This window comes from uncultured Winogradskyella sp. (assembly GCF_947498345.1).
In the GTDB taxonomy this organism is placed as follows: domain Bacteria; phylum Bacteroidota; class Bacteroidia; order Flavobacteriales; family Flavobacteriaceae; genus Winogradskyella.
Map to the genome: position 1 here is coordinate 58,129 of NZ_CANMJY010000013.1, position 25,450 is coordinate 83,578.

General features: G+C 30.3%; 44 protein-coding genes. 38 read left to right on the forward strand and 6 right to left on the reverse strand.

Annotated elements, in window-relative coordinates:
* Positions 1–178 precede the first annotated feature (178 nt).
* From Q0912_RS15660 to Q0912_RS15670, 3 genes are all read left to right on the forward strand, one after another.
* Complete coding sequence (locus tag Q0912_RS15660) at positions 179–493, forward strand: hypothetical protein (RefSeq protein WP_299116834.1); 315 nt, start codon at positions 179–181, stop codon at positions 491–493.
* A 40-nt stretch (positions 494–533) separates the two neighbouring features.
* The gene (locus tag Q0912_RS15665; protein WP_299116836.1) at positions 534–1,055 is read left to right on the forward strand and encodes a hypothetical protein; all 522 of its coding nucleotides are present in this window, start codon (positions 534–536) and stop codon (positions 1,053–1,055) included.
* A 652-nt stretch (positions 1,056–1,707) separates the two neighbouring features.
* On the forward strand, positions 1,708–2,532 hold the full coding sequence (locus Q0912_RS15670; RefSeq protein WP_299116838.1) for a histidine kinase: 825 nt from the start codon (positions 1,708–1,710) through the stop codon (positions 2,530–2,532).
* Here the strand turns inward: Q0912_RS15670 and Q0912_RS15675 are convergent.
* Together Q0912_RS15675 and panB are read right to left on the reverse strand one after the other, a co-directional pair.
* Positions 2,529–3,227, reverse strand: coding sequence for an RluA family pseudouridine synthase (locus Q0912_RS15675; protein ID WP_299116840.1), 699 nt, complete (start codon positions 3,225–3,227; stop codon positions 2,529–2,531). The two genes, Q0912_RS15670 and Q0912_RS15675, sit on opposite strands and share 4 nt — an antisense overlap.
* 291 nt (positions 3,228–3,518) lie before the next feature.
* Complete coding sequence (gene panB / locus Q0912_RS15680) at positions 3,519–4,337, reverse strand: 3-methyl-2-oxobutanoate hydroxymethyltransferase (protein ID WP_299116842.1); 819 nt, start codon at positions 4,335–4,337, stop codon at positions 3,519–3,521.
* A 158-nt stretch (positions 4,338–4,495) separates the two neighbouring features.
* On the opposite strand from panB, the gene Q0912_RS15685 reads away from it, so the two are divergent.
* Complete coding sequence (locus tag Q0912_RS15685; protein ID WP_299116844.1) at positions 4,496–5,809, forward strand: hypothetical protein; 1,314 nt, start codon at positions 4,496–4,498, stop codon at positions 5,807–5,809.
* A gap of 97 nt (positions 5,810–5,906) precedes the next feature.
* Entirely contained in the window at positions 5,907–6,233 is a 327-nt protein-coding gene (locus tag Q0912_RS15690; RefSeq protein ID WP_299116846.1) for a hypothetical protein, read from the forward strand.
* On the opposite strand, the gene Q0912_RS15695 is transcribed toward Q0912_RS15690, so the two are convergent.
* Entirely contained in the window at positions 6,220–6,603 is a 384-nt protein-coding gene (locus Q0912_RS15695; protein WP_299116847.1) for a hypothetical protein, read from the reverse strand. The genes Q0912_RS15690 and Q0912_RS15695 overlap by 14 nt on opposite strands.
* Positions 6,604–7,005: 402 nt before the next feature.
* On the opposite strand from Q0912_RS15695, the gene Q0912_RS15700 reads away from it, so the two are divergent.
* Complete coding sequence (locus tag Q0912_RS15700) at positions 7,006–7,677, forward strand: hypothetical protein (RefSeq protein WP_299116849.1); 672 nt, start codon at positions 7,006–7,008, stop codon at positions 7,675–7,677.
* A gap of 159 nt (positions 7,678–7,836) precedes the next feature.
* Here the strand turns inward: Q0912_RS15700 and Q0912_RS15705 are convergent, their stop codons facing one another.
* From Q0912_RS15705 to Q0912_RS15715, 3 genes are all read right to left on the reverse strand, one after another.
* A complete protein-coding gene (locus tag Q0912_RS15705; RefSeq protein WP_299116851.1) occupies positions 7,837–8,094 on the reverse strand; it encodes a hypothetical protein in 258 nt (85 codons plus the stop codon).
* Positions 8,095–8,160: 66 nt separating this feature from the next.
* Positions 8,161–8,508 (reverse strand): hypothetical protein, encoded by a 348-nt coding sequence (locus Q0912_RS15710; protein WP_299116853.1) that lies wholly within the window; start codon positions 8,506–8,508, stop codon positions 8,161–8,163.
* The gene (locus Q0912_RS15715; RefSeq protein ID WP_299116855.1) at positions 8,505–8,927 is read right to left on the reverse strand and encodes a hypothetical protein; all 423 of its coding nucleotides are present in this window, start codon (positions 8,925–8,927) and stop codon (positions 8,505–8,507) included. Before Q0912_RS15715 ends, Q0912_RS15710 begins: the two co-directional genes overlap by 4 nt.
* Positions 8,928–9,097: 170 nt before the next feature.
* Here Q0912_RS15715 and Q0912_RS15720 point away from each other — a divergent pair, with 170 nt between their 5' ends.
* From Q0912_RS15720 to Q0912_RS15875, 32 genes are all read left to right on the forward strand, one after another.
* Positions 9,098–9,328 (forward strand): hypothetical protein, encoded by a 231-nt coding sequence (locus Q0912_RS15720; protein WP_299116857.1) that lies wholly within the window; start codon positions 9,098–9,100, stop codon positions 9,326–9,328.
* Between the two features lie 11 nt (positions 9,329–9,339).
* On the forward strand, positions 9,340–9,504 hold the full coding sequence (locus Q0912_RS15725; RefSeq protein WP_299116859.1) for a hypothetical protein: 165 nt from the start codon (positions 9,340–9,342) through the stop codon (positions 9,502–9,504).
* On the forward strand, positions 9,505–9,735 hold the full coding sequence (locus tag Q0912_RS15730; RefSeq protein WP_299116861.1) for a hypothetical protein: 231 nt from the start codon (positions 9,505–9,507) through the stop codon (positions 9,733–9,735).
* Positions 9,732–9,950 (forward strand): hypothetical protein, encoded by a 219-nt coding sequence (locus Q0912_RS15735; RefSeq protein WP_299116863.1) that lies wholly within the window; start codon positions 9,732–9,734, stop codon positions 9,948–9,950. Before Q0912_RS15730 ends, Q0912_RS15735 begins: the two co-directional genes overlap by 4 nt.
* Positions 9,947–10,114: a hypothetical protein gene (locus Q0912_RS15740; RefSeq protein ID WP_299116865.1), complete on the forward strand. Its 168-nt coding sequence runs from the start codon at positions 9,947–9,949 to the stop codon at positions 10,112–10,114. Before Q0912_RS15735 ends, Q0912_RS15740 begins: the two co-directional genes overlap by 4 nt.
* A 12-nt stretch (positions 10,115–10,126) precedes the next feature.
* Positions 10,127–10,708 carry a hypothetical protein gene (locus Q0912_RS15745; RefSeq protein WP_299116867.1) on the forward strand — a complete coding sequence of 194 codons (582 nt, stop codon included), beginning with the start codon at positions 10,127–10,129 and terminating at the stop codon, positions 10,706–10,708.
* Between the two features lie 104 nt (positions 10,709–10,812).
* Positions 10,813–11,460, forward strand: coding sequence for a hypothetical protein (locus Q0912_RS15750; RefSeq protein ID WP_299116869.1), 648 nt, complete (start codon positions 10,813–10,815; stop codon positions 11,458–11,460).
* A complete protein-coding gene (locus Q0912_RS15755) occupies positions 11,457–11,651 on the forward strand; it encodes a hypothetical protein (protein WP_299116871.1) in 195 nt (64 codons plus the stop codon). The genes Q0912_RS15750 and Q0912_RS15755 overlap by 4 nt, the downstream gene beginning before the upstream one ends.
* Positions 11,652–11,906: 255 nt before the next feature.
* Positions 11,907–12,446, forward strand: a complete 540-nt coding sequence (locus tag Q0912_RS15760; protein WP_299116873.1) for a hypothetical protein — start codon at positions 11,907–11,909, stop codon at positions 12,444–12,446.
* Positions 12,436–13,071: a lambda exonuclease family protein gene (locus Q0912_RS15765; RefSeq protein WP_299116875.1), complete on the forward strand. Its 636-nt coding sequence runs from the start codon at positions 12,436–12,438 to the stop codon at positions 13,069–13,071. Before Q0912_RS15760 ends, Q0912_RS15765 begins: the two co-directional genes overlap by 11 nt.
* Positions 13,071–13,478 carry a hypothetical protein gene (locus tag Q0912_RS15770; RefSeq protein WP_299116877.1) on the forward strand — a complete coding sequence of 136 codons (408 nt, stop codon included), beginning with the start codon at positions 13,071–13,073 and terminating at the stop codon, positions 13,476–13,478. The genes Q0912_RS15765 and Q0912_RS15770 overlap by 1 nt, the downstream gene beginning before the upstream one ends.
* Before the next feature lie 38 nt (positions 13,479–13,516).
* Positions 13,517–13,690, forward strand: coding sequence for a hypothetical protein (locus Q0912_RS15775; RefSeq protein WP_299116879.1), 174 nt, complete (start codon positions 13,517–13,519; stop codon positions 13,688–13,690).
* A complete protein-coding gene (locus Q0912_RS15780) occupies positions 13,687–14,007 on the forward strand; it encodes a hypothetical protein (RefSeq protein WP_299116881.1) in 321 nt (106 codons plus the stop codon). The genes Q0912_RS15775 and Q0912_RS15780 overlap by 4 nt, the downstream gene beginning before the upstream one ends.
* Positions 13,979–14,125 (forward strand): hypothetical protein, encoded by a 147-nt coding sequence (locus Q0912_RS15785; RefSeq protein WP_299116883.1) that lies wholly within the window; start codon positions 13,979–13,981, stop codon positions 14,123–14,125. Before Q0912_RS15780 ends, Q0912_RS15785 begins: the two co-directional genes overlap by 29 nt.
* 170 nt (positions 14,126–14,295) lie before the next feature.
* Positions 14,296–14,595 carry a hypothetical protein gene (locus Q0912_RS15790; protein ID WP_299116885.1) on the forward strand — a complete coding sequence of 100 codons (300 nt, stop codon included), beginning with the start codon at positions 14,296–14,298 and terminating at the stop codon, positions 14,593–14,595.
* Entirely contained in the window at positions 14,582–14,923 is a 342-nt protein-coding gene (locus Q0912_RS15795) for a helix-turn-helix domain-containing protein (protein WP_299116887.1), read from the forward strand. Before Q0912_RS15790 ends, Q0912_RS15795 begins: the two co-directional genes overlap by 14 nt.
* Positions 14,923–15,702 carry a GIY-YIG nuclease family protein gene (locus tag Q0912_RS15800; RefSeq protein WP_299116889.1) on the forward strand — a complete coding sequence of 260 codons (780 nt, stop codon included), beginning with the start codon at positions 14,923–14,925 and terminating at the stop codon, positions 15,700–15,702. The genes Q0912_RS15795 and Q0912_RS15800 overlap by 1 nt, the downstream gene beginning before the upstream one ends.
* Positions 15,696–16,544 carry a hypothetical protein gene (locus Q0912_RS15805; RefSeq protein ID WP_299116891.1) on the forward strand — a complete coding sequence of 283 codons (849 nt, stop codon included), beginning with the start codon at positions 15,696–15,698 and terminating at the stop codon, positions 16,542–16,544. Before Q0912_RS15800 ends, Q0912_RS15805 begins: the two co-directional genes overlap by 7 nt.
* Complete coding sequence (locus Q0912_RS15810) at positions 16,468–17,199, forward strand: hypothetical protein (RefSeq protein WP_299116893.1); 732 nt, start codon at positions 16,468–16,470, stop codon at positions 17,197–17,199. The genes Q0912_RS15805 and Q0912_RS15810 overlap by 77 nt, the downstream gene beginning before the upstream one ends.
* Before the next feature lie 157 nt (positions 17,200–17,356).
* Positions 17,357–18,043, forward strand: coding sequence for a site-specific DNA-methyltransferase (locus Q0912_RS15815; protein ID WP_299116895.1), 687 nt, complete (start codon positions 17,357–17,359; stop codon positions 18,041–18,043).
* Between the two features lie 452 nt (positions 18,044–18,495).
* Positions 18,496–18,654, forward strand: a complete 159-nt coding sequence (locus Q0912_RS15820) for a hypothetical protein (protein ID WP_299116897.1) — start codon at positions 18,496–18,498, stop codon at positions 18,652–18,654.
* Positions 18,655–18,665: 11 nt separating this feature from the next.
* Positions 18,666–19,013, forward strand: coding sequence for a hypothetical protein (locus Q0912_RS15825; protein ID WP_299116899.1), 348 nt, complete (start codon positions 18,666–18,668; stop codon positions 19,011–19,013).
* Entirely contained in the window at positions 19,006–19,656 is a 651-nt protein-coding gene (locus tag Q0912_RS15830) for an HNH endonuclease (protein ID WP_299116901.1), read from the forward strand. The genes Q0912_RS15825 and Q0912_RS15830 overlap by 8 nt, the downstream gene beginning before the upstream one ends.
* Positions 19,657–19,704: 48 nt before the next feature.
* Positions 19,705–20,250: a GIY-YIG nuclease family protein gene (locus Q0912_RS15835; RefSeq protein WP_299116904.1), complete on the forward strand. Its 546-nt coding sequence runs from the start codon at positions 19,705–19,707 to the stop codon at positions 20,248–20,250.
* A 6-nt stretch (positions 20,251–20,256) separates the two neighbouring features.
* Positions 20,257–20,748 carry a terminase small subunit gene (locus tag Q0912_RS15840; RefSeq protein WP_299116906.1) on the forward strand — a complete coding sequence of 164 codons (492 nt, stop codon included), beginning with the start codon at positions 20,257–20,259 and terminating at the stop codon, positions 20,746–20,748.
* Positions 20,735–22,183 (forward strand): phage terminase large subunit, encoded by a 1,449-nt coding sequence (locus Q0912_RS15845; RefSeq protein WP_299116908.1) that lies wholly within the window; start codon positions 20,735–20,737, stop codon positions 22,181–22,183. Before Q0912_RS15840 ends, Q0912_RS15845 begins: the two co-directional genes overlap by 14 nt.
* 153 nt (positions 22,184–22,336) lie before the next feature.
* The gene (locus Q0912_RS15850) at positions 22,337–22,585 is read left to right on the forward strand and encodes a hypothetical protein (RefSeq protein ID WP_299116910.1); all 249 of its coding nucleotides are present in this window, start codon (positions 22,337–22,339) and stop codon (positions 22,583–22,585) included.
* The gene (locus tag Q0912_RS15855; RefSeq protein WP_299116912.1) at positions 22,578–22,784 is read left to right on the forward strand and encodes a hypothetical protein; all 207 of its coding nucleotides are present in this window, start codon (positions 22,578–22,580) and stop codon (positions 22,782–22,784) included. Before Q0912_RS15850 ends, Q0912_RS15855 begins: the two co-directional genes overlap by 8 nt.
* The gene (locus tag Q0912_RS15860) at positions 22,763–22,984 is read left to right on the forward strand and encodes a hypothetical protein (RefSeq protein WP_299116915.1); all 222 of its coding nucleotides are present in this window, start codon (positions 22,763–22,765) and stop codon (positions 22,982–22,984) included. Before Q0912_RS15855 ends, Q0912_RS15860 begins: the two co-directional genes overlap by 22 nt.
* Positions 22,981–23,136, forward strand: a complete 156-nt coding sequence (locus tag Q0912_RS15865) for a hypothetical protein (protein ID WP_299116918.1) — start codon at positions 22,981–22,983, stop codon at positions 23,134–23,136. Before Q0912_RS15860 ends, Q0912_RS15865 begins: the two co-directional genes overlap by 4 nt.
* Positions 23,137–23,331: 195 nt before the next feature.
* On the forward strand, positions 23,332–25,059 hold the full coding sequence (locus Q0912_RS15870) for a hypothetical protein (protein WP_299116919.1): 1,728 nt from the start codon (positions 23,332–23,334) through the stop codon (positions 25,057–25,059).
* Entirely contained in the window at positions 25,007–25,438 is a 432-nt protein-coding gene (locus Q0912_RS15875; RefSeq protein WP_299116921.1) for a hypothetical protein, read from the forward strand. Before Q0912_RS15870 ends, Q0912_RS15875 begins: the two co-directional genes overlap by 53 nt.
* The last annotated feature ends 12 nt before the right edge of the window (positions 25,439–25,450 follow it).

The window sequence follows — 25,450 nt, forward strand, 5'->3', positions numbered from 1 at the left end:
TCTGCAATAAATTGTATAAATTTAGGTCAATCCTAATAATTCCTAAAACCCTTAATTAGTAAACTCAATACTAATAATTAACTTCTAAACTAACTGAAAAATGAGCAAACCTAAAGGCTTAATTTCTCCTGACGAGGCGAAAAGCTTAAATGACGCTTACACGCCGCGATGCGTACTTGTGAGCAAAGACGTTACAAAACGACCAGACAACAGATCTTCCTGGTACTCTCTTGAAGAGATTGAAAACTTTCTTAGCTATGCTAAAGAAGAAGCAAAAAAACTCGGTTACGAAATGGATGGCATACGCATTTATTGCGGTGCTTATCCTGATGATGGAAGTGGAGCAGGCTATTCTACATCGTTTATTGTACCAACTTCATCTAACAAAGAAGGCGAAGAGGGAGGTTATGGCCAAAGCCATGACATCCAAGGAGCAAGCGGTTTGAATAAAGGTAGTCAAGGCGACCCACCTAATGCCAATTATCCACAGTAAGACTTCTGTATTAGCATTAACTAATTTAAATTAACTAATTATGAAAAATTTTGGATTACTAATTCTTGGCATCATATTAGGTGCCTTGATTATGTACTTTTATTGTTGCAAAGACTCTGGTATTACAGACCCTCAACCACCAGATATTGAGGAGCCTTATGGTTTAATTTCACCAGAGGAAGCGAGAGCTTTAGATAAAGCGTATAGCATAAAGCATAGAATTATCAATGACTCTTTATTTAAAAAGTCTACTACTGGTGGTGATAACAGATCGTCGTGGTGGTCTATTGAAGATATTCAAAACTATATCAACTATGCAGAGAACCAAGCAGGCGAACTGGGCTATACTATGGATGGTTTGCGTTTGTATTTGGGTGCATACCCTAGCTCTAAGACCGAGAATGGTTTAACCACAATGTTTTTTGTACCAACTGGAATAAAGAACACCTCTGAGGGAAGTATACTTCCTATGCCACAAGGGGGGAGTAGTGATATCCAGAATGCTAATGCTTTGAACAAAGGAAGCCAAGGAGATCCACCAGGTGCTAACTACCCTCAATAGAGTATATGTCTAACTACATATTAGCTATACATATTATAGAGCTAATAGCTGCATTAGCTGGTACTTATTACTATTTAAAAACTATGGATAACCAAATGAAAATTTTCATTTGGTATCTGTGGTTTGTCGTTTTTATCGAAACCGTTGGAATGTATGGTCTTTTGTTTCAAAATAATTACGATAATAAATGGTTTATTTGGGTGAAGAATAGTGTTTTCTGTTCCAACATATGGCTTTACAATATATATTCTTTTGTATCTATTTTAATATTTGGAAAATTTTATTCGCAGATACTAGATGATAAATTTTCAAAAATTATTATAAAATTTGCGGTTATCATTTATGTAGTATTTTCAATTTCATACTTTATAATTAGCGGCACATTCTTTTCTAAGTCTTTACCTTATGATGTTTTATTAGAAACATTTATAGTGTTCATTTTTGTGATGTTATATTATAGACAATTATTAAAAAGTGATAAAATTTTGCACTTTTATCGATTACCCATATTCTATATTAGTTCTAGTTTACTTTTATGGTACTTGTGTGTAACGCCCTTATTTATTTTTAATGGATATATTTATGAAGCTAATCAAAATTTTATTCAATTTAGACACATTTATCTTTTTATAGTTAATATCTTTCTATATTCATGTTATACCTTTGCCTTTCTATATACAATTCGCTACAAAAGCCAATAAGTGATGAAGAACTTGCGCTTCTAGCATATGTAGCCTTTTTTGTATTCACTATAGTTGTAGTTTTTGTGATTTTTTTTCTGACTTTTCAAAAACGAAAAAACCAATTATTAATAGATAAATTAAAGCAACAGCAAAAGTTTGAAGAGGAGTTGTCTGAGGCACAACAAGAGATTCAGGAAGAAACCTTAAAACATGTTGGCAGAGAACTACACGATAATGTTGGGCAACTTTTATCTTTTGCTACAATGCAAATGAATGCTGCTGGTAAAGTGGTAAGTGATGATGTAAAACCTAAGGTCAATAATGCCTCAGAAGCTCTTAAAGAAAGCCTTTCAGAGGTACGAGCCTTATCAAAATCTTTAAATAGCGATGTTATTTTTAATCTGGGTTTTGATGCCTCGGTTAAAAATGAGATAGATCGTTTAAATAAGTCTGGTTTTATTGAAGCCAACCTAATTATTAAAGGCGAAAAACTAAACTTTGAAAACAAAAAAGATGAGATCATTTTGTTTAGAATCCTGCAGGAATTTATCTCTAACACCATAAAGTATGCTAATGCCGAAAATCTAAGTGTAACTATAAACTATGGTAAAGAATTCTTGAAAATTAAACTTGAAGATGATGGTATCGGTTTCGATATGACTGAAGCAGAACAAGGTTCTGGTATGACCAATATGAAAAAACGTGCAGAATTGATTAATACAGGATTTCAATTAAACTCTCAACCAGAAAGCGGAACCATACTTAATTTAAAGTATCCTTACAGAACGGATTAAGTTTCGCATGCCTCCCAAATTGCGTTTTTGGGTAAAGGAGCAGTAATGCTAAGATTTTCTTTTTTTACAGGATGTACAAACTCTAATATTTTAGCATGCAGACTTATACTAGCGTCTTTATTACTACGATTAAAACCATACTTTAAATCACCTTTTATAGGACATCCAATTTTAGATAATTGACAACGTATTTGATGATGCCTACCAGTTTCTAAGTTTATTTCTAACAAATAAAAATTGTCTAACTTTTTAATCAAACTATAATTTAGTACTGCTTTTTTACTGCCTGCTACCTCTTTATTATATGCCATTGATTTATTGTTCTTAGGATTCTTTTTTAACCAATGTATTAATCTGTCTGAAGTTTTTGGTGGCTCATTTTTTACTAGAGCCCAATAGGTTTTTTTAGCTTTTTTTTCAGCAAACAACTTGTTAAGTCTTGGTAAGGCTTTGCTGGTTTTAGAGAAGAGTACAATACCTGTAGTAGGTCTATCTAAACGATGTACTACACCAAGATACACATTCCCTGGTTTGTTATATTTATCTTTTATATAATCCTTTACAACATCGCTCAAAGGTTTATCTCCGGTTTTATCACCTTGCACAATATCTCCAGCACGTTTATTAACCATTATAACGTGATTGTCTTCGTAAAGAACTTGTAAATTAGATTTATTTGATAATGTTTTAGACATACCCTAAAAATTTTAATACAAATACACTAAGGAATGTATAAATTAAAAACAGGCAAAGATTACCAATAATACCTATGTACTTTTTATAATCGTTGTTTTCTTTTTTGATAATAGATATTATACCAAAAATTAAACCTATTAAAAGTAAAAAGTGAAATAGTAGTGTTACTAAACTATGATCTATAATAAATGAAAGTATGATTAAAATTATAGAGTAAATGAATAGTTTAAATGACCAGTTTTTATATATCACAATTAAAATTTTGAATACACTTTAGTAAGTATGATCATCTAATACTGTTCCTTGTCATTTGGGAAGTCTTTTGATTTTACATCATCAACATATTGTCCAATGGCTTTAGTCATATCCTCATATAGATTCATATAACGACGTAAAAATCTAGGGTTAAACTCGTGAGTCATACCAATCATATCATGAAGCACTAAAACCTGCCCGTCAACGCCATCTCCAGCACCTATACCAATTACAGGAATCGATACACTTTCTGCTACTTCTTTAGCTAAAGCTGCTGGGATTTTTTCTAGTACAATAGCAAAGCAACCAGCTTTTTCTAGCATAATAGCATCATCTTTAAGTTGTTGCGCTTCTTGTTCTTCTTTGGCTCTCACTGTGTATGTTCCAAATTTATATATAGATTGTGGCGTTAGACCCAAATGTCCCATTACGGGAACTCCAGCATTGAGAATACGTTTTATAGAATCTTTAATTTCCTTTCCGCCTTCTAGTTTTACAGCATGTCCGCCAGACTCTTTCATAATACGTATGGCAGAACGCAAAGCTTCTTTAGGATCACTTTGATACGTTCCGAACGGTAAATCTACAACAACCAAAGCTCTATCTATAGCTCTTACTACCGAAGACGCATGATAAATCATTTGGTCTAAAGTAATTGGTAAAGTCGTTTCGTGACCTGCCATTACATTACTTGCAGAATCACCAACCAAAATTACATCTACACCAGCACCATCTACGATTTTTGCCATAGTGTAGTCATAAGCGGTAAGCATAGATATTTTTTCGCCCTTAGACTTCATATCCACCAAAGTTTTTACGGTAATTCTTTTGTATTCTTTTTTTGCTACTGACATTGCGAATAATTTTTGTGGATTGTAAAAATAACGAGTTTTGTTATAAAAATCTAAATTAATTCATTATTAAAGCCCTTCTTCATTAGCAAATATAGGGTATAATTTGGTTACTACCAAAAAAAACCATAAATTTGTTGTGTACAAAAATATTACCATTTATGGAAAAGGGCGAAATCCTTAGAAAATACAAGCTAAATATAGATAAAACAATTAAATCTTTATCGATTTATCCCAAGACTTATAAGAAGTTAAAGTCAATGGATAAACAATGGATTGTTTGTTTTAGGGTTTTTAGGCCTTTGGAGGATAAAAGAAAGAAGTTTGTATTCAAGCGTATTAAGATAAATGGTGAAATGGTAAATTTAAACCAGGAAAAAGACCACGATAAGCGAATATATATAGCCGAACTTTTAAGAGACACTATTAAATACGATTTACTAAACCATGAACGCATTATAATAGGGTTTATGTATGGAACGGACAAAGCTAAAGAAATATATCCTCATGTATTTGAAATTGCCCCATCAAAAGAAAGTCTAAATTTTGTTTCAATTGAAGATGCTTTTAAAGAGGTTTACGATAAGATTAAAAACAACAACTCTATAAGCTTAAGCAGTAAAAATGAGTACTTAAGTAAATGGAACGGTTTTTTACATGATATAGGCGACAAAAAGAATCTTCATGTAACAGAGTTTAATAGAGAGCTTGTAGAAAATTATTTAAATCAAAAAGGAAAAACGGTAAGTGGGACTACTTATAATTTTATAAGGGGTCGTTTAGGGTCTATGCTTAAAGAACTTAGAAAATTAGGTTATATAAAAGAGGATTTTATGGACTTGATAGATACCCGTAAGTATACCAACACTAAAAACAAGCCATTTAACCCTAAGCAAATTAAGAAATTATCAGTGTTGTTAAAGCCAGATGAATACATGAGGTTTTATGTAAATCATATTTATTGTGGTTTAATGCGACCAACAGCAGCAGCTTTATTACAAGTTAAACACATAGACTTAGAAAACAGAAAGTTTAATTTAGAAGATAAGACTAATAGAGGTAAATGGAATTTTATAAGACATATAGTAGATCCTCTCTATAAAGTATACAAAGAATTAGATTTAAGCGACCCAGAAGCTTATATATTTGGACGTAAGGGATTTTGTGAAAGATGGAAAGTATCAGATAGGCGCAAGGCAACTATAAAAGGGGAAATGATAAGACACTATATCGATAAGGTAGGTGGGGATAGTGAGCATACTTTAAAATCGTTTAGACATAATGGGATAGGAAATTTTTACAAAACAGCCTATGATAGTAATGTAGAAAAAGGTATACCGCATCCTCAAGAAGAAGCTTTAAAAGAGATAATAAAGTATACGCATCATAGTACAACTAGAGAGGTTATGCCTTATTTAAGAATGGTTGTACCAGAGCTTAACGAAGATTATTCAAAGCATATTAAAGGAATTTAAAAAATTAACATACATCAATAAATAGCCATTATTAACATATGTTAAGAGATAATGTCATAATTTAACTATATTAATTGACCATCAACTTAAAGTTAACATGACATTAAAAGAAAAAAACTTTAATAGGATTGTAAAATCCTTTAAAGACTTAGATGCTTTTTTGTTTCAACTGGATAGACTAACAGAAGAAGTAGAAAGCGAAAACAAATCTTTAATTATAGAATTAAAGATGTATTACTCTAATCTATTTAACTTAAATACTATTTCAATAGAAGAAGACTTAAAAACCCTTAAAGATTATGGAATATCAAATTTAAAGCGATTAGAAAAAATAAATATCAAATGCAAGGCTTTGGAAGTTCTTATTGATCTGTTTTATATCAATCTAAGTACAGTAGGATATTATAGGATTAGGCGGAATTAGAGTTTTTTTTTGATAAACGTTCTTTGTCACGTAGCATTTTATCTTTTTGAAGCACGCCTATCATTTCGCTATTTGTTTTTAAGTTAGACTTCACCTCTTTAAGTGTAGTTTGCATATTTGTTAAGCGTTCTTCTAAAAGGTCTAATCTTGTTTTAGCCCTAAAAGTTTTTAGATATTCTTCTTCTAACTTGTAGTGCTCTATGATCTTTATAATAGACTCGTAAGAAAGTCTATCTGAGTTGTAGGCTAGCCTAAAACCGTTCATAGTGGTATAGCCGGATATCTTAGAAAGCTCGTCAAAGTTCCATTTGTTAAGTTCCTTTTGGGATTTAAACCAGGTGCGTATATCGTCAATTTGTGGTAGTATCATATGGCGAAGTTAAACAAAATGCTAGTAAAAACAAATAAATAGTAAAAAAAATAACTATTTATTGTGTATAAAATTAAATATATTTATATTTGCCATGTTATTAAACAATAAACTATAATATTTGCGATATAACGAATAGAGGGAATATGATAAAAGAATGATCTTATTAAAACGTATATTTAATACTCTTTTTTAGTATTAACTATTAAATTTCTAACCCTTAATTAATAATAGTTAACAATAATTGTAAAACTTTAGACAAGACTAGAGCAGACTAAACACGTCTATAATTATTTTATAGGAATTATAAACCTTTAAAATATTTAGACATGAAAAAATTAGTATTAGTAGTATTTGCTTTAGGACTTTTTGCGAGTTGTACACCAGAACAATTAAAAGACAATGGAACGCAAACATCAGAAACAGACCCAGTCAAAGCATGCCCACCAAACGATAGAAACTGCGACGGATGCCCCGACGATCAAGAGCCGTGCGAATAGTTTTTATATAGGTGTATTAATATTTATCTGTTTCTTAGGTAAGTTTGCAGATGTAATATATGGTATTAGTAATGAAGAGGGTGTATTTGGTTATCTTTATATGTCCTCTTTTTTATATGCTTTAGGTAACGAAATATCAACTTTAGCTTTAGGGCTTATTCTGTTATATGCTGCAAATAGGGTCTATCCTAAATACAAAAAAAATCTACGTAAAGTATCACATATAGTTGTAGCTATAGGTGCTTTTGAGTTGATAGCTATTTTTGTTCCTAAAGTACAAATGATAAAATTCTGTTTATTATATCTACCAGAGTTTTTAGGTGGTAATATTGAAGTAAGAGACTTTCCACCAATTATTTATTATACGATAATGATTGCACTTTCTATTGCTTCAGGACATTTACTGATAAAGTTTCATAATATGATTATAGAAACAGAGCACAAACTACGAAATGCATTAGAAGGTTTATTAAAGTTTTGTTTAAGATGGAGAAGGGAAATACCATTTGATAAGAGAATGGATTATTCAGAAGATTTTTTTAAAACAGCAGAGAAGGGAAATATTACAAAGTGAGTCGTTTAGAAGACATAATAAAAGGGATAAGAGAGCAAGGACTAATACAGGACGAAGAACTGATATTGGAGCTAGCAAGGGAAAAGCATAGGCATGAGAAAATGAAAAACCTACAGGAAAATCAAATAAACCTTTTAAAAAAAAGCCTTAATAAAAGTGCTAGCTAAACCACTTCTTTATTTTAGGATCTGTTGATACAATCCTATTATGCACAAACTTAAGAGAGCTTATACTTACCAATCTAAATTTACAGGTTTCTAAATCATAAATAAATACAACATCAATATTTGGTGTTCTAGGAAATTCGTATTTAAAAGCGTAGTCATATTCATTTTTAAACTGTCTAACAATACGCTCATGGTATTCTAACTCTTCCTGGTTATGTATTTGTTCTAATCCTTTTGCTGTAATGTACATTTTAATTAAAACTATATATACACTTACTTATTAATATTAGTCTTAAAAAATATATTAAGACACTTGTTAGTCAATCTTAATATTTCTTATACCCACTTTATCATCTACATAATAAACCTCACAACTATAATTGGATCTTATCATTGCGCCGAAACCATTTTCACTATCTACCCAAGAATTTATAGTAAATGTTGGATAACTACCTGACACATGTTTAGCTTTTTCAGAAATACTTGGAAATTCTGCTGTAGAAGGAGATTTTAATAAGCCTTTAATTTTTTCTTGAGAATATCTTAAAGCATCCCAGCTTGTTGGGGTGTAATCCTTATTAGATTTGTCTGAATTATCAGAACACATTGCAGCTAAAATTATAACAGCCACCAATAAAATAATAGCTTTTAATTCACTTTTCATCCTTCTTCTTCTTGTTGTCGTATACGTTCTTCTAATATATCTATCTTAAATAGATTTTTTACTATATCTAATTTTTTTAACTCTTCGTAGTTAGCCACTACTTTTAATCCTAAATCTAAAAGCTCTTTGTAATCTTTAACCTTATACTGTTCTTTTTCTGCTTCGTAGGCTTTAGAGTTTTCTTCTAGAGACAAATCATCAAAGTTAGAATAGTTTGAAACAAAATCTTCAAACTCTTTCAATTTATTAACCTTTTTAGCAATAATTTTTACTTGTTCATAAGATAGGGTTTCGTTTCTCATTGCCTTAGAAAAACCTACATCAGAATAATCAATAAAACTTCCTAGTTTCCCAAATGACAAGCGTTCTGAGGCTTTTAACTCTCTTAACCACTGATATATTTTGTCAGTATTTACCATTGTTAGCATTCTTCAAACATATAAAATGTTATTAAAAAATCACTAAAACATAGCTTATTTAGAATAGTTCTAAATGTTAGAATTTATCTAAAATAAGTTAGATATGTTATTGTTTTAGTTAGATAAGTTAGTATATTTGTTATATACAACAAACCAAATGTACAAAAATTATGCTAACACTAAGTAATTTAGAATTTAACAACTACCTAAAATCACTATGCATTGAAGTAGATGACCGTTCAATTATAGCACAAGATGGTGTGGGTATAGTTTGTGAGTTAAACACAAGGACAGAACAAGTTGAGAGAATAGAAGAAGTTGCAATGATTGACAGAGTAGAATTTAAACTCAATGAGACACAGCAACAACAATTAATCAATTACGTAGCGCAAGACGCATAAAACAGAATATTATGTATAACGAGCAAAGAGGATTAAAAACCACCGAACACAATTGTAAAGTTAAGACCACTATCAATATTGATTCAGAGCAATACGATAAAGACGAGGCTTACAGTAAATCAATTGACCAAGTATTAAACAAGCTATTTACTAAAGATATAAACCCAACAATATAAATGACGGCACATCAACAATTAGTACAGATATGGGACTTATCAGAGTTCGGAGTTAAAACAAGAGTTTTTGAAGAGTATTCTCAACAAATGATAGAATACATAAGAAAGCATCCTAATTATAAGGACGAAGAAAAGATTAAATCGATAATAGAATGTGTTAAAAAACACTCTAAAGAAGTATCAGAAGAAGTAAGCGAAATGTTTAATCAAATAAACTCTATATCGGAATGAAAGAATTTAAAGGAACAAAGGAAGAATTAGAACATAAATTACAATTTTCTGGAAACAGAAGTCATAGAAGAAGAAAACCGCAAAGAGTTTTTAGTAATAAAAAAGGTAGACAAATTGTAGTCACAAGGTTTGGGAACAAATTTGAAAAGACCGAAAAAATACTTCAAAGATTAAACGGCAAAACGATAGTTCATTATAAAGCACTAGGACAATGAGCATAATACCAATGAAAATAGGAGACGATGATTATGTAGCTATACCAAAGAGCGAACATGACAGGCTCACTACAGAGAAGTTAACAAGGAAGCAGAAAAAGACATTGTATCAACATTCGATAGAATCAGCATCATTATCATGGACGCCAAAACATATAAACTAAAACATATTAAAAATGGCAGTAGAAATATACTTAGAACCAGAATTACAAGAGTTAACTCAAAACCAAGAGTTAACCGAAGAGTGGAAGAAAATGTGCGAAACATTAGATTTAAAAGGGCAAATAGAAATGTTGCCTAACAAAGAATCTTCGCCAAGCCCTTATCTGTTTATGAATAGCTCAATGCTAAAAATATTTTCCATTCTATGTCCTAGTGTAGTTGATTATACACAATACAATAAGTCTACTATTCCTTATGAAGTATTAAAAGAGATAGCAATATGTAAAGAGAAAAATTACTTTGACGCTATTAAGATATGGTACGATGATATATCCCCAGATCCATTAGTTGTTGGTTATATGAAAAACGAAGGTCAGTATAACGAGACGCAACATCTTATAGCACGATTTGGAGATGAAGTTTTACCAATTGAGATATTGAAAGATAAAGCTATAGCAAGACTTACTAAAAGCATTAGTAACCAGCTTAAACAAATTTCAAATAGTCTTACAGAAAATATAGAGGACTTCATCAATAAAAACCAAACTATAAGTATTGATTGTAACCCAACGAATTGGAATCATAAACATATTTAACATACTGGTTAGTAGCAACTAAAGAGGCTAAGACAATCCCCAAGGAAGTTTTAATTGATTGATTAGTTAGTAATAGTCTTAGTCTCTTTTTTAAGAATAAATAGATGATTGTAAAATGCTCATACTGCAATAAGGATATTGAAAAACAAACAGGTCATGTAAACCGAGCTATAAAAAACGGGAATAATATTTATTGTAATCGTAAGTGCTCAGGATTAGGAAGAAGAAACGGTAAATCCAAAGAACAACTAAAAGAAGAAAAGCGATTATATGACAAAAAATATAGAGAAAATAATCTTGAAAAATTAAAGGCTAAAAAGAAGGCTTATTATGATGCTAATGCAAAAGAAATATACAAAAGGAATCGTGTTAAAAAAGATAATGATGAAGCAAGAGCAAAACACGCAGAATATTGCAGGCGACCAGACCAAAGGGAAAAAGAAAAAATTAACAGATATAAAAGGGTTTATGGGGAAGATTGGCAGATACAAACAAAGTTTTGCATAAGCTGTGAACAGACCAAACATATTTTCGAGTTTGAGTCTTTTCCAAGTTTCCCAGATGGTAGGAGACACATTTGTAATGAGTGCGAAAAATATCAAAATGATGTGCTTAAATATTCAACGAAAGCAGCAATGCAAACAATGGTTAGTAGAAGATATACAAAATTAACAAGATGGGACATTTCAAAACATCCCTACTTAATAGAAGCATTTAAATTTTCAATATTATTAAATAAAATAACAAGATGAGAAACGTAAAAGAACTTAGAAACGAATTAGTAGATGTTTTTTCAAAAGTAAAATCTGGCGAAATGGATACTACACAAGGAAAAACATTAGTAGCGACTTCAAACGCGATGTTAAAATCAGCGCAATTAGAATTAGAGCACTCAAAATTAACAGGAAACACTAAGAATATAAAGTTCTTGAAAACAGATTAAATGATAGACAACATAGTCCTAATAACAGGAATAATACTAATAGCAATATCTATATATGCTATTGTAAAAACTAAGAAGAAATGAGCAAAGAATCATCTACTAAAATAAGCGCATTATCAATAGTGATATTAGTTGTTTTAGTAATCATAGCAATACTAACAAAATGACACTACTATACTCAATAATAACCCTAATAGTATGCATAAGCTTATATGTGTATATCAATATAAAAGATTTTAAATAAAACCGATAATAATGGAAACCAAAACACATTACAGGAATATTGCTAAGAGCGACCACTTAGGTGTGGCAGACTTAGAAGACTTCAACGAAAAAAACATTCCTTTAGTATTCACTATTAAAGAAGTTAAGCAAGAATTAAAGGTAAAAGTTGCAGGTAGAACAGGTGATTTCAATATCGCATATTTTATTCAAAACATCATTGATGAAAAAGGACAAAAAGTTAATGTAAAGCCATTAGTATTAAATGTGACTAACGCAAAAATAGTAAGCACATTTAACCCAACAAAAGAAAACCCAAAAGGTAGTCCATTCGTAGAGGATTGGTCTAATACCAAGATACAACTCTATATAGATCCTAATGTGAAAATGAAGGGAGAAGTTGTAGGAGGAGTGCGAATAAATCCTATGCAACCTAAAGAAGCGATAAAAAAACCATTTACTGAGGCAAATTTTGAACCTGCTAAAAAGGCTAATGCAACTATAGAAATGATAAAAAAGTCATATTCATTAACGCCAGAAATGGAAGAAAAGTATTTAGAATATGTTGCATAGCTTAGAACAAAGAACCGAAGATTGGTACAAGGTAAGAGAGGGTAGATTTACAGCATCTCAAATATCAAGGTTACTTGGGAAAGAAGGGCTTAAAAGAACTATAGATTCTATGGATAGTTATGCTTTTGAAAAAGCAGTAGAAACTATTTATGGAAGAGAGGAAGAGGATTATATTTCCAACGATATGCAACGAGGTATTACATTAGAACCTCTAGCATTCAAACTTTTCAAAGACCTTAAAGGTTATGAGTTTGTAGATGTAAACCAAACAGGGTTTCACAAACATGGTAAACACGCAGGTGCAAGTCCCGATGGATTAACAAGTGATAATTCTGTTTTAGAAATAAAGTGCCCAAGAAGAAATAAGTTCTATAAGCTAGTTGCTAATGGCATAAGTGAAGTTGATAAATCATATATAGCACAAATGCAAATGCAAATGATGTGCACAGACACAGGGCAGGCTTACTTTTTAAACTATTATATAGATAACGGTATTCAGCATTGGCATGAACTAATAGTGCCAAGAGACAAGGATATGATTTCTCTTATAAAAGAAAGAATTGAAGAAGCGACAGAAATAAAGTTGGCTTATATAAAAAAAATACAAGAAAACACCCAATTCTAATGCACCTAGACCTATCCAACAATATAGACATAAAAAAGGCTTATACCTATCTATCAAAACTTATTGATAAAGGTAGTAAGATAGAGTTAAAAGATTTAACTGATAAACCTTTTGATATAGTTTTATCAAGGATATATGATATTATAGAGACTTATGAAAGCGGTGCTTTTAAAGACTTGTATGTAATGCATAGAGAACTAACAGCTAATATCTATTATTTATCCAAAGAGCAAGTAAAAGCTCATCAAAAATGGAATGCTCAATACTATAAGTCAGAAGAAAAAACTAATGCAGGTAAAGAGCGTGAATGTGACAAGTTAGTACCTGAGCTTTATATGTGTAGAAAAATAATAGAGACCGCAAAAGGTGTTTCAATAGCAATGGGATATGAAATTAAATTGAATTAGATAGATAAAGAAATTAATAATCATAGACAGTATTTATAATGGCATTTAAAAAAGGGAAAGATCACCATTGCAACAAGCTATCAGAAGATAGTGTAAAATCAATTAGAGGCACAATAAAGACCTTATCTAATAACTATTGGGCTGATAGACTAGGTGTTCATTATTCAACTATAAGTCTTATAAGAAGCAACAAAACGTGGAGGCATATATGAAACCAACTTATAGCACATCAGAAGGAGAGCGATTTACAACCTCTCAGATAGAACGTAAAATGAATTATGCTAAAGGAATACTAATAGATAAGCAACTACAAGAGCATGGCTATAATTTTTGTACAGAATGTGAAAGAAACGACTGTAAGCCTTTGGATTGCGCACATATTATAAGTGTAAAAGAAGCTAAGGAAACAGGAAGATCAGAACTCTGTTGGGATATAAACAACATGAGAATAATAGGTAGGGTACACCACCAAAAACAAGACGGATTAAATCTACAATTCAATGATAGTAATGTTAACACTAGAAGGTAGAAAAACCAAAGTAACCATAAATGGAAAAACGGTTGAGCATAAAACAGCATTTTTAAACAAGCTATCATTTAAAGATGCATTGTTATACCTGGAATCAGAAAACAAGAAAGTAAAATAATTTTCACAGTATAAAATCAAACAATTAAAAAAAGCATAATATAAATATTATAGGTGAACGTCAAAACTTAAAAAACAGGCGTACAGAAATACTTATTACTAATTACGAGAACAGACAAAAAACCCTCTTTTAAAAGTAGAACAAAACAAACCACAGCAAATAAAATTATTATGAACACATCACATTTAGCATACGAAAACAAAAAACCTACTATACCAAGAGACCATGATCTAATACTAAGTGTATTATCAAAAAAACAAGGATTTACATATAAAGAAATAGGTTATGCAGTATACAAGAAACTTCTTTTAAATATTGAAACCAAAACAAAGGCATTTGCTTGGAAGTATGACCCTAATAAGGTTTCAAGACGCTTAAAAGAGCTTGTTAGAAGTGGTAAGATAGAAGTTTTAGAGCAAAGAAAATGTACTAGAGCTAAATCTATGTGTAATTCTTATGTATTGGCTTAGAATGACACCGCTTTGGCTTATACATGAAAAATTAGTCAACTATTATAATGTTGATTATCTAACACCTTTTAAAGACAGTAAAAAGAGTGAATCAATATACATTAGACAATTATTTCATTATCTATCAAGGACTTTAAATAAAAATCATATAAGCCTTCAGAGCATAGGGGATTATTATTCGGATGTTACAGGTAACAAATGGAGTCATGCAACAGTAATGCATAGTATAACTAAAATTGAAGGCTATTTACAGCATGATAAAACAATGATAAAAGAAGTTAATGAAATAAAAAAAATGTTTCCTAGTAAATTAAAAAACAATAATTGATGTACGTATATGTAATTAAATGCGCAAACTTCTATAAAATAGGATATAGTAAGAATCCTGAAGCAAGAAGAAAAACAATTCAAACCCATAATCCTTTAGATGTTAGGATATGCGCAACTTTAAAAACAGATAACGCTCAAGAATACGAAAGGTGGTTACATAAGTATTACTTAAGCAGAAGAAGTAGAGGAGAGTGGTTTGAGTTAAAACATGATGACTTGATGGATCTAAAAATTGAATGTGGTTTTAATTTCAAAATGGATATATCAAAAATACAAGATACCGACACATTGGACAATAAAGAGTATAAAGATGCTACTAAGAATATTAGGGCTATAAACAATGAGTTTGAATCTTTGAGAGAGTATTACGAAGATATGTTAGATGCTGATTCAGATTCTGGTGCTTTTTTGAAATCTACTTTAATCAAATATGGATTTAAATATTGCAAAGAAGCTATAGATGTTATGATAGATAGAAGCTATTCTTATAATCAACTACCTATTAAATTCAAGAGTATAGCAAAGTCATGTTGGATGCGAGAGAATGACACTAAAGGCTATTTCATAAATAGACTAAAAGGGTTGTTTTGGGGCAAATTTGGTCGAAATTTTAATGACAACGAATTGCATGCTTTAGGAACGATATTTATTAGAGTTACCTCTGGAAATACAGAAGATGATATAAGTTGGGTTGACTCATTTCTTAAAAAACTTAATTCAATGTCATACAACACAGATTCAAATGGACTAATTGAAGAAATAAACGCCTTATGTTAAATAGTTACGAACTTTCAAGACAATGGTTTGATTTTTCTTTTGAGAATCCAGAGAAAGTAAAACCTAACCATACTGCAATCTACTTTTTTATAATAGAGCATTGTAATAGATTAGGATGGAAAGAGCGTTTTGGACTACCTACAACGATGGCTATGGAAGCATTGGGAATAAAATCCTACAATACCTATATAAAATGCTTTAACGATTTAGTAGAATGGAAGTTTATAAAACTTATAGAGAAAAGTAAAAATCAATACTCATCTAACATTATTGCTATATCAAAATTTAACAAAGCACTAGATAAAGCACTAGATAAAGCATTGATAAATCACTCAACAAAGCATTGTCGTATCACTCAACAAAGCATTGATAGTATAATAAAACAAATAAACCAATTAAACAATAAAACAATAAAACAAATAAACAATAAAACAATAGAGTTTTGCAATTTTTTAAAAGTCAATGAGCAAAATATATTCCGAAGTAGTGTTTCGTTATTCAACGTAATAGACCATGAAACCATAATAACCATAAAAGAAATAGAAAAAAATCTAAAAAATGAATTTACATGGCGTGAAAATATAATTAAAAATTACCGAGAAGTTAATAAAGATTTTGATGAGAATGTTTTTAACAGCTATTTAGAACAATTTATAAAATTGATTTCATCAGATGGGGAAGAATATAAAACTATACAAGACACAAAAAAGCACTTCAATAGGTGGCTAAAAATTGAAATAAAAAAGAAAAATGACACAAATAACAATGAAAAAAACGGAGCAAGTAACGACTTTAGAAGAAGAACGTTTGAGCGAGTTTCAGGTACTCACTCCAACAAGTAACACTCTACCAAAAGTTAGAACGTTCAAAGATGTGTTTAAATCACAATCCAAAACTCTAGGTCAATTAAATCGAGAATTTGATTTAGATTTTGTTATTGGTTTGATATCTGTTTGGCTTATTGAATTAAATGATTCCTCAAGTGTAAAAAACAAGATGAGTGACTCACAAATGGAATTTACAGCACACAGTATTTATGAAACATACAGTTTGAGAATAGCTGATTTAGTACTGTTTTTTAAAAATGTAAAAGAAGGTGTTTACGGTGAATATTACGAAAAATTAAGCTCAGAAAAGATTATGCAATGGATGGCTAAATACTATGATGAACGTTGTAAAATGGCAGAAAATTACCAAGACCTAGGAAGAGATAAGTTAAATTTAAATACTACAAAGATACACCCAAAAGTATCAGAAATTATATTTAAGGATGTAGGTAAAGAGAAAGTAGATCATAGAATAGATTACAAAAATGGATTAGGAACAAGACTAAAAAATAAAATGGAAAAAACACAAGAAGAGTTTATAGACAGATTGAAAAAAGATGTCAAAACATCATCAAAAGAATCCTTAGAAAATTTGATTAAAACATGGTCAAAAAGGAACGATATGAAGATGTATGTAGAAATACTTGAAGAAGAATTAAAAAGTAGATAAACCTAGCACTAAACCAATACAGTAAGACAAGGTAATTGTTTATAACGTATTGTATATGGTGCGTTTGAGGTACGAAAATGCATTATATACGGTGTTATGCATCTGTAATTTTAAAAAACCGCCTGCGTGAGGTACGAGGGCAAATAAAACATAAAGAATGGAATTAAATAAAATATATAACGAAGATTGTCTTGAAACTTTAAATAGAATGAAAGACGAAAGTATTGATTGTGTAATAACAGACCCACCTTATAGTGGTTTAACTTCTAAAAGTAAAAACGGAAGATTCTCGAATAATTGCCATATTGAAATGGATGATATGAGCGAAAGAGCATTTTTGTTATTTATGAAACCAATATTTAGAGAAATGTATAGAGTTTTAAAAATGGGTAGCCATTTGTACTGCTTTACCGATTGGAAACAATTAAGAAATATGGCGGACTGTATAGAATTAGCAGGATTTAAAATAGTAAATATAGTTTGTTGGAATAAAGGGCATTTTGGAACTGGTGCAGGTTATAGAAGCCAAAGCGAGTATTTTCTTGTATTTAGTAAAGGATTAGCAAATACTTTCAATTTAAGAAACGTAGGCAATGTAATAACTGTAAAAAGGGCAAAGGATTCTATACATCCTCACCAAAAGCCTACTGAATTACTAAAAATATTAATAGAAAATAGCACAAACGAAAATGAAGTTGTTTATGATGCTTTTGCTGGTAGTGGCTCAACTTTAATAAGTGCTAAAGCATTAAAACGAAATTTTGTAGGTAGTGAGTTATCTGCTGATTATTGCGATAAGATAAATAAAATTATTAATGAGCCGAGTTTATTCACGCAAGAGTGAGTGGCGGTTTTTTAAAATTATTGTGCATAACACCAAAATATGTTTCGTTTTAATGGAATATATTGACTGTTATCAACAGTTGTAAAACACTAAAAATCAATAAAATAACCTTGTAAAATAGGGTAAAAAATCGTAAATTATAGTAAGGAAACACTAGCAATAATTATAATATTTATCACATTTGGTTTAATAATATCAGTTATAGTATTAACAAATTTTCTACTAAAAGAAATGAAAAACTCAGAGTATTGGGAAAACGAGTACAAAAAGATTAATAAATACAATATTGAACTTTTAAGAAAAGAGATTAACCAATAAACAAATCTATTAAAAACGTAAACGCAATGGAAAAACCAAATACAACTAATAAAATAACTATGAGTACTTAGACAAAGTAAATACTGATCTAAAAGAACTAACTAAACAAAACTAAAGTATTAAATAATATCGAAATGAAATCAATAGAACAATTAAAATGGGAAGAAGAACTGATGAATAATCGTTTAAAAGACCAACAACAAAAAAAAGATTATAACGAAGAAAAGGAAAAGTGTTTAGACTGTGGATCTTATTTAAATTCACACGACCATTGCCCTAGATGTGATTATTAAAAAAAATAACAATGAATAATCTATTAACAGGTAAGTGTAAAGAGGCTTTTAAAAATTGGGCAATAAAACAAAATTATTTAGAAATAAGTTTAGGCGTGTTATCACTTAGAAACGGAATGATATTAACTAGCTTCTATCAACTTCCCTTTTCTATGCAATATGGTGTATATGTAGACTTCTTCGACGAACAAGGAATAGGTGTAGACATTGAGGCGATAACAAGTAAGCTGTATAATTTTAGTGTGCATCATTGGAAAATAGAACACTTTACATCTAATCAAATATATAGAACAAGACCAGAAGCCCGAAAACAAGCAATTATAAAAGCTAATTTAATATTCATAGAAAACCATGGTTGATATTAAAGGTTTTGAAGGATTGTACGCAGTAAATAAGAAAGGTGAAGTATATTCTTTTGTTAGCAATAAATACTTATCACTGATTGGTAAAAAAGATTGGTATCAAACTGTAACATTATGTAAAGAAAAAATAAAATATGTATCATTAGTACACAGATTAGTTGCTAAAACGTTTATACCTAATCCAGAAAATAAACCATGTGTAAACCACAAAAACGGAATAAAATCAGACAATAGAGTAATTAACTTAGAATGGTGTACGTTTTCAGAAAATAGTTTGCACGCCATAAAAACTAAACTAAAGATAATAAAAAAAGGGAAGGATCATCATTTGTATGGAAAAACAGCACACAATAAAGGGATAACCAAAAAGAAAATCATAAAATGTAACCAATGTAGTAAAGGTTTTATGGCATACCCAGATAGCAATAGAAAATATTGTTCTAGAGAATGCTACAACAAACAACCAAAAAACAATAAAGGTGTTTCTAAATACATTCCAAAAGAATGCGAGTATTGTAAAAAGAAGTTTAAACCCAAAAACTCTAAAACAAGATTTTGTTCAAGAAGTTGTGTACAAACCCAAAGACAATATATAATAAAAAAACAAAAAGCTAATAAATTATTTAATAACAAATTATAGATATTGAATAAAAATCACTATCTTTACTTAGACTAATTCTAAATAATAATGCCAACAGAAAAGACTCTTGATAAACATAAGTTAGTAATTGACGAATGGTTTGTAAATGGTTGGAATGGATTTACTAAACCGAATTTAAAATATTACGTTTATGCTTTAATTAACCCTATGGATAATAAACCTTTTTACATAGGAAAAGGGAAAAATAAGAGGGCAAAAAGACATCTATCAGAAGTTAAAAAAGGCAATATAGTTAATCACAAAAAACACTTTATTATTCAACAATTAATCAGTGTTGGCTTAAAGCCTAGTATTGCAGTTATAGAAAATAACTTAACAGAAACGGAATCCTATAAAATAGAATCTTACCTAATAAATAACTTTAAGGAAAATCTAAGCAATATACAAAGCGGAAGATTGACTAAGCAACAAAAATATGTTCTTTGGGCAGAAACCGAATTACTAAAATTAAAGTCGTATAACCAATTGAAGTTTGTAGAAAAAAGAAGTAAAGAGATGTTATCTTTATATTTAAGAAACGTAAAACTTCTTTTTAATATAATAGAAGGAAAAGTTATTTGGCATCCAAACTAATTATATATGAGTGCACCAATAGGAAATAAGTTTTGGGAAATGGCTGACCCAACTAAAATAGGAAGACCATTAGAGTTTAAAACACCAGAAGAATTATGGAAAAGAGCTTGTGATTACTTTAAGTGGTGTGATGAAAATCCATTCAAAGAAGAAAAAATATTTCATCATCAAGGAAACATCACTAAGGCGTCAATTAACAAAATGAGAGCTTATACATTTAAAGAGCTATGTTTATTTTTAGGTGTTAATAAAGATTATTTTACTGAATTTAATCAAATTAAACATAAAGACTTTTCGGGAATCATAACGCGCATACATGATGTTATATATACTCAAAAGTTCACAGGAGCAGCAGCAGACTTGTTAAATCCAAATATAATTGCAAGAGAATTAGGGCTTGCTGAAAAGAAAGATTTAGAGGTTGTTACCAACTTAACACCTGAACAAAGAAAGGCGGAGTTAGCACAACTTAAAGCTTTAATTGATGAGTCTAACTGATAGGCAGATATTAAGATTAAAAGAATTACTTAATCTAGAAAAAAGAGATAATCTTTTTGAAGGTTTAGAGATCTTTAATAATAAAACTTCACCTAATTACAAATTACTTTACAACTCTATAACCTCGCAAAAGTGGGGATATAATAAAAAAGGCAAACCAAAATTATTATCTGGCTATACAGGTGCAGTATTAGAAGGTAGCTCAAGAAGTACTAAAACTTGGGCTAGTGTGTTTATTATAATATATCTAACAACAATAAAACACAAAGATAAGGGTTGTACGATAAACATCTATAGAGAAACTTACAACGAATTTAAGACAACGCTTTACGATGATTTTAAGCGTGTTTTAGACATGTTTGGGTTAGATAATATATTTCATAGAGCTAAAGACGTAACAAGCTTTAAAATAGGTAGATCAGTAATTAACTTCTTAGGCAATGGTAAATTGGGTGGTGGTTGCGATTACGCTTTCTTAAATGAAGTTATGTTTATAGATTTTGAAGTATTTAAACAAGTTAAAATGCGTTGTCGTTATTTTTGGTGGATGGATTTTAACCCTTGCTTCACAGATCATTGGGTATTTAATAAAGTGATACATAGAACAGATGTAGCATATTTAAGAACAACCTTTAAAGATAATCCTTTTATATCACCAAACGAGCTAAATGAAATATTAGGCTACGAACCTTTTTTACCTGGTAGTTACGAAGTAACTGAAGATGATATATTGTATAATGGAAAACCTATATCAGATAAAAACCAACCACCACCACATCCTAAGAATGTAACACAAGGAACTGCAAGTTTATTTGATTGGAAAGTATACGGATTAGGGCTTAGAGGTGCTATGGAAGGTGTTATATTTCCTAACGTAACATACATAGATGAGTTTCCGCAATTAGATTATATTTATGCTAATGACTTTGGGTTTACAAATGATCCTAACGCTTTTGGAAGGTACACAGAAACAGAAACTGAAATATTTATTGAGCCTTTAATATATCAGCCAATTGATACACCAGAAGCTTTAGCAGAACACTATGAGTTTTTAGAAGTCGAGGATTATAAGCAAATAGCTTGCGATAGTTCAGATAAGTATACAGGAGAAAACAAAGGAACTGTAGAAATGGTTAGCGGTATTAATGATTTAGGCTATGTAAATGCTTTTAAGATAAGAAAGAATATGTCTGTAATGTATTGGCTTGGTTCTATGAAGAAAAAGAAAATACATATAGTTAAAAATGAATATACATACGAAGGTATACCACTATGGCGATACGCTAAAAAAGAGCAACAAAACTATAAGTTTAAAGAGATTAATGGGATAGCTATAAACCAACCAGCTGACAAGTACAATCATATTTGGGATATGGGAAGATATGGTCACATGGCATGGAACGATAATTTGGATTTAGAAGTAGAGTGGGAATAAGAATTATTTTTAATACATACAGAACCTCAAACGACATATTTTTAGTCTAGACACCGTAAAAAATGAGACAAATATTAAAATACTGAACCTACAGCGATACTTTTTTGATTAACTTATGCAGCTTAAAACTTAAAAAAACCTTATCTTTAATTCATGAATATTAAACAACAAAAAGAAAGAAAGCTTGGAATATTAAGAGGTCTAATGATATGTGAGATATTACTATTAAAAAATTCACCTCCTAAAACACCAAAAGAAGCATTCAATAAGGCTAAAGATATTGTGTTTATATTGAAAGCTCATTATAAATTATCCAGACAACCTTTACCTAATTATCCAAAAGGCGGTTTATCTATGGTAGGAAACACAGATAAACGAGAAGTAATATTAAAAAATGATTAATCCAAAAGAACTTAGAATAGACAGGTATTATCACTCAGAAGGTTTGATTATTCAAGAAAGAGATAAGCCTACCACCATAACAACTACTAAAGACTTTTTAATGACTAAAGAGATTTTAATAGATGTGTTAACCAGCCCATATAATTATGATATTTCACCTATCTCACTAACAGAACAATGGCTTTTGGATTTGTATTAATTTATAAAGACGAAAGCTTTTCTGTATACGATTATGAAAAAAATAAGTTTTTCGGTTTTAACATAAACACAAACAATCTCATTGGGAATAGTTTAGATGGTTTTAGAATTGGTGAAGGTCTATATATACCTAGAATTAAATATGTCCACCAACTACAGGATTTTTATTTCGCATTATCAGGAGAAGAACTAAAAAGATGAAACAACCGAAAAACAACAAATGGGACGAAGTAGGTAAGATGATAAGTGAGTTTTCTAAATCCGCAGGTATGTCAGTTAAACAACTCTCAGAAGCAATGAGTAAACAAAAAACCTCACAATTCCCTGAAAACAAAAGTAAGTTCCATCATTAAACCTAAATTTAAAAGATTTAAAAATAATTAATTTAATTTAGTCTAAATAAGAATTAATTCACTATATTTGCTACAGTTCACTTATTAACCTTGTATAAGGTCAATCAGTGGACTTTTTTATTGTAACATATTTAAGTGAACCCAAGAACAAGTCCAATGTAAGCCCTGTAAGGCTGAGTTGGATTTTTTTTATTTATGTCAGTAGTAGATTTTATTAAAAATAAAACAGGTAGTAGTTATCTTGCTTTGGCAACAAGGCAACAAAAGCAACTGTCTTATCTAACTGAATCAAAAGTTCAAGAGGAAATTAATGTTACATATCTAGAGCAATTTGCACAGCGCAACTATATAAGCCAAGATTACTTTTTAAATTGGGTAAAGGCTATATTCAAAACAGATAATTTTCTAACATTTTTCAAATATTTCAGGCATCCCTTATCTTCTGCAAGATTAATCAATGATAAAATAAAACCTCAGTTAGAGCGTGTTTTCCACGCAGAAGACTCATACTTCAAGTATATTATTAGAGGACAAGAGGTTGAACGACCAGAAGAGCTAGAAGTTGAGAAATTCCAAGACATTATTTTCAATGCTTTACTTTTTAATTACAATGATATTATAGTACATGATCTAAAAGAAGTTAACACACCATACAGGGAGATAGTATCAATAGAAAATGTAGTAGCTATTAAGTCTTTTAGAAGCGAAATACATCAAATCGCATATTCCGCATCAGTGATAATTGAGGATAAAGAAACATTTGGTTATCTATATATGGATAAAGAACGGTATATGTTCTTTAACAATAGTTTTGAGCCGTTATTAGACGTTGAACACGATTTAAACAGATGTCCAGCAGAATATATTTCTAAAGACCCTTTTAGTAGTGAAAACGATATAGTCAGAAAATGTATATTCTCTTATAATATTGAATCCTTAGAGGAATATGTCTTTTTAAAGACACTTCAAAGGATGACAGAACCTAATGGGGCAATACCAATAGTAACACAGTTAAACACTTCAGTAAAAAATAAAAACAAAGCTAAAAGCGGTGACAACACACCGATGAGTGCTAATACCATATCTAGTCAAAAGCCAGAATTAACATCTGAAGTAATTGGTAAAACTAATGATTCACCATTACAGGCTGGTAGTAGGGTGAAAGTACCAATGATAAAGAAGCAAGATGGGTCATTAGACATGGATGCAGTTAAAAATTTCCTTAACTTTTTCTATGTGCCTGTTGATATCTTAGAATTTATAAACAAACGTATTAGTGAGGTAGAAAAAAACATCATTGTTTCTATATTAGGCGACTATTCTGAAGCCAGCGAGAGTGCTAAAAATGAAATACAAGTACAAAAAAGCTACGAAAACAAACAGGATAAATTAAGGGCATTTGCATCTAATCTAACGCGTATACGTAATCGTTCCGATTGGTCATTGTTAGCTCTAAAATACAGTCCTGAATCTATTACAGTGGATTGTTTTCAAGGTTCAGATTTCTTCATAGAGTCGCAAGAAGATATATATAATTTACTAGGAAAATCTCCAAATGCAATAGAGCGAAAAAATCTATTGCAGAGATTATCCAGGAATAGAAATAAATTCAATCCAAACAAAGCAAAAAGAGAATCTATAATGTATACTCTTATGCCTTATTCTACAGATAAAGATTTTGACAAGGCATTAACAAGGTCTACAGTAAATGATATTGTATTTGAGTACCAAACACGATTTACATATTGGATAGACAAGTTCGAGTCAACATACGGTGACTTAGTATTCTTTTGGGACTTAATAGAGGGTACTGATAGCGAAAAAACAGTATTAATAAATAATTTAATAACAACTATAATAAAAGAAGATTATGGCAAAAACAGTAAAGAAGCCAATAGTACACTTGAGAGTGTACAAGAGTAATGGCATGGGTAATAAGGTTAGCTATGATGAGAACCGAAAAGTCCAAAATGAAAACACCTTAGTAAAACTACAACACAACTCTTTAGAGTGGACTAACTATCTAAAAAACATAAGGTTTTTAGGATATATCAAAGTTGACGTAGAAGGTGCTTATTTAATTGATGAAGCAAATTTAGAAGATCCTAAAACAACAGAAGTAAAAGGTGATGTTTTAAAATCAATTACTGTAGAAGTTGAACAAGCTTTCTCAGGAAATAAAGAAGTAGAATTAACACCAGAGCAAAAGAAAATAGCAGAATTAGAAGCTAAGATCGAGGCTTTGTCTAAACCGAAAAAATCAACTAACAAACCTAAAACAACAGCACCAGAAAAAAAGTAGAATAATTAAACA

Bases quoted from the DNA above. Each gene is read 5' to 3' on its own strand.
- Q0912_RS15745 (WP_299116867.1), top strand. From the start codon at position 10,127: ATGGCAGTAGAAATATACTTAGAACCAGAATTACAAGAGTTAACTCAA.
- Q0912_RS15780 (WP_299116881.1), top strand. From the start codon at position 13,687: ATGAAACCAACTTATAGCACATCAGAAGGAGAGCGATTTACAACCTCT.
- Q0912_RS15695 (WP_299116847.1), bottom strand. From the start codon at position 6,603: ATGATACTACCACAAATTGACGATATACGCACCTGGTTTAAATCCCAA.
- Q0912_RS15875 (WP_299116921.1), top strand. From the start codon at position 25,007: ATGGCAAAAACAGTAAAGAAGCCAATAGTACACTTGAGAGTGTACAAG.
- Q0912_RS15705 (WP_299116851.1), bottom strand. From the start codon at position 8,094: ATGTACATTACAGCAAAAGGATTAGAACAAATACATAACCAGGAAGAG.
- Q0912_RS15670 (WP_299116838.1), top strand. From the start codon at position 1,708: ATGTTATACCTTTGCCTTTCTATATACAATTCGCTACAAAAGCCAATA.
- Q0912_RS15750 (WP_299116869.1), top strand. From the start codon at position 10,813: ATGATTGTAAAATGCTCATACTGCAATAAGGATATTGAAAAACAAACA.
- Q0912_RS15775 (WP_299116879.1), top strand. From the start codon at position 13,517: ATGGCATTTAAAAAAGGGAAAGATCACCATTGCAACAAGCTATCAGAA.
- Q0912_RS15720 (WP_299116857.1), top strand. From the start codon at position 9,098: ATGCTAACACTAAGTAATTTAGAATTTAACAACTACCTAAAATCACTA.
- Q0912_RS15770 (WP_299116877.1), top strand. From the start codon at position 13,071: ATGCACCTAGACCTATCCAACAATATAGACATAAAAAAGGCTTATACC.
- Q0912_RS15795 (WP_299116887.1), top strand. From the start codon at position 14,582: ATGTATTGGCTTAGAATGACACCGCTTTGGCTTATACATGAAAAATTA.
- Q0912_RS15825 (WP_299116899.1), top strand. From the start codon at position 18,666: ATGAATAATCTATTAACAGGTAAGTGTAAAGAGGCTTTTAAAAATTGG.
- Q0912_RS15865 (WP_299116918.1), top strand. From the start codon at position 22,981: ATGAAACAACCGAAAAACAACAAATGGGACGAAGTAGGTAAGATGATA.
- Q0912_RS15735 (WP_299116863.1), top strand. From the start codon at position 9,732: ATGAAAGAATTTAAAGGAACAAAGGAAGAATTAGAACATAAATTACAA.
- Q0912_RS15710 (WP_299116853.1), bottom strand. From the start codon at position 8,508: ATGAAAAGTGAATTAAAAGCTATTATTTTATTGGTGGCTGTTATAATT.
- Q0912_RS15785 (WP_299116883.1), top strand. From the start codon at position 13,979: ATGATAGTAATGTTAACACTAGAAGGTAGAAAAACCAAAGTAACCATA.
- Q0912_RS15675 (WP_299116840.1), bottom strand. From the start codon at position 3,227: ATGTCTAAAACATTATCAAATAAATCTAATTTACAAGTTCTTTACGAA.
- Q0912_RS15700 (WP_299116849.1), top strand. From the start codon at position 7,006: ATGGAACGCAAACATCAGAAACAGACCCAGTCAAAGCATGCCCACCAA.
- Q0912_RS15665 (WP_299116836.1), top strand. From the start codon at position 534: ATGAAAAATTTTGGATTACTAATTCTTGGCATCATATTAGGTGCCTTG.
- Q0912_RS15790 (WP_299116885.1), top strand. From the start codon at position 14,296: ATGAACACATCACATTTAGCATACGAAAACAAAAAACCTACTATACCA.
- Q0912_RS15870 (WP_299116919.1), top strand. From the start codon at position 23,332: ATGTCAGTAGTAGATTTTATTAAAAATAAAACAGGTAGTAGTTATCTT.
- Q0912_RS15715 (WP_299116855.1), bottom strand. From the start codon at position 8,927: ATGGTAAATACTGACAAAATATATCAGTGGTTAAGAGAGTTAAAAGCC.
- Q0912_RS15845 (WP_299116908.1), top strand. From the start codon at position 20,735: ATGAGTCTAACTGATAGGCAGATATTAAGATTAAAAGAATTACTTAAT.
- Q0912_RS15810 (WP_299116893.1), top strand. From the start codon at position 16,468: ATGAAAAAAACGGAGCAAGTAACGACTTTAGAAGAAGAACGTTTGAGC.
- Q0912_RS15800 (WP_299116889.1), top strand. From the start codon at position 14,923: ATGTACGTATATGTAATTAAATGCGCAAACTTCTATAAAATAGGATAT.
- Q0912_RS15830 (WP_299116901.1), top strand. From the start codon at position 19,006: ATGGTTGATATTAAAGGTTTTGAAGGATTGTACGCAGTAAATAAGAAA.
- panB (WP_299116842.1), bottom strand. From the start codon at position 4,337: ATGTCAGTAGCAAAAAAAGAATACAAAAGAATTACCGTAAAAACTTTG.
- Q0912_RS15755 (WP_299116871.1), top strand. From the start codon at position 11,457: ATGAGAAACGTAAAAGAACTTAGAAACGAATTAGTAGATGTTTTTTCA.
- Q0912_RS15730 (WP_299116861.1), top strand. From the start codon at position 9,505: ATGACGGCACATCAACAATTAGTACAGATATGGGACTTATCAGAGTTC.
- Q0912_RS15815 (WP_299116895.1), top strand. From the start codon at position 17,357: ATGGAATTAAATAAAATATATAACGAAGATTGTCTTGAAACTTTAAAT.
- Q0912_RS15860 (WP_299116915.1), top strand. From the start codon at position 22,763: ATGGCTTTTGGATTTGTATTAATTTATAAAGACGAAAGCTTTTCTGTA.
- Q0912_RS15850 (WP_299116910.1), top strand. From the start codon at position 22,337: ATGAATATTAAACAACAAAAAGAAAGAAAGCTTGGAATATTAAGAGGT.
- Q0912_RS15690 (WP_299116846.1), top strand. From the start codon at position 5,907: ATGACATTAAAAGAAAAAAACTTTAATAGGATTGTAAAATCCTTTAAA.
- Q0912_RS15855 (WP_299116912.1), top strand. From the start codon at position 22,578: ATGATTAATCCAAAAGAACTTAGAATAGACAGGTATTATCACTCAGAA.
- Q0912_RS15835 (WP_299116904.1), top strand. From the start codon at position 19,705: ATGCCAACAGAAAAGACTCTTGATAAACATAAGTTAGTAATTGACGAA.
- Q0912_RS15820 (WP_299116897.1), top strand. From the start codon at position 18,496: ATGAAATCAATAGAACAATTAAAATGGGAAGAAGAACTGATGAATAAT.
- Q0912_RS15740 (WP_299116865.1), top strand. From the start codon at position 9,947: ATGAGCATAATACCAATGAAAATAGGAGACGATGATTATGTAGCTATA.
- Q0912_RS15760 (WP_299116873.1), top strand. From the start codon at position 11,907: ATGGAAACCAAAACACATTACAGGAATATTGCTAAGAGCGACCACTTA.
- Q0912_RS15805 (WP_299116891.1), top strand. From the start codon at position 15,696: ATGTTAAATAGTTACGAACTTTCAAGACAATGGTTTGATTTTTCTTTT.
- Q0912_RS15765 (WP_299116875.1), top strand. From the start codon at position 12,436: ATGTTGCATAGCTTAGAACAAAGAACCGAAGATTGGTACAAGGTAAGA.
- Q0912_RS15685 (WP_299116844.1), top strand. From the start codon at position 4,496: ATGGAAAAGGGCGAAATCCTTAGAAAATACAAGCTAAATATAGATAAA.
- Q0912_RS15840 (WP_299116906.1), top strand. From the start codon at position 20,257: ATGAGTGCACCAATAGGAAATAAGTTTTGGGAAATGGCTGACCCAACT.
- Q0912_RS15725 (WP_299116859.1), top strand. From the start codon at position 9,340: ATGTATAACGAGCAAAGAGGATTAAAAACCACCGAACACAATTGTAAA.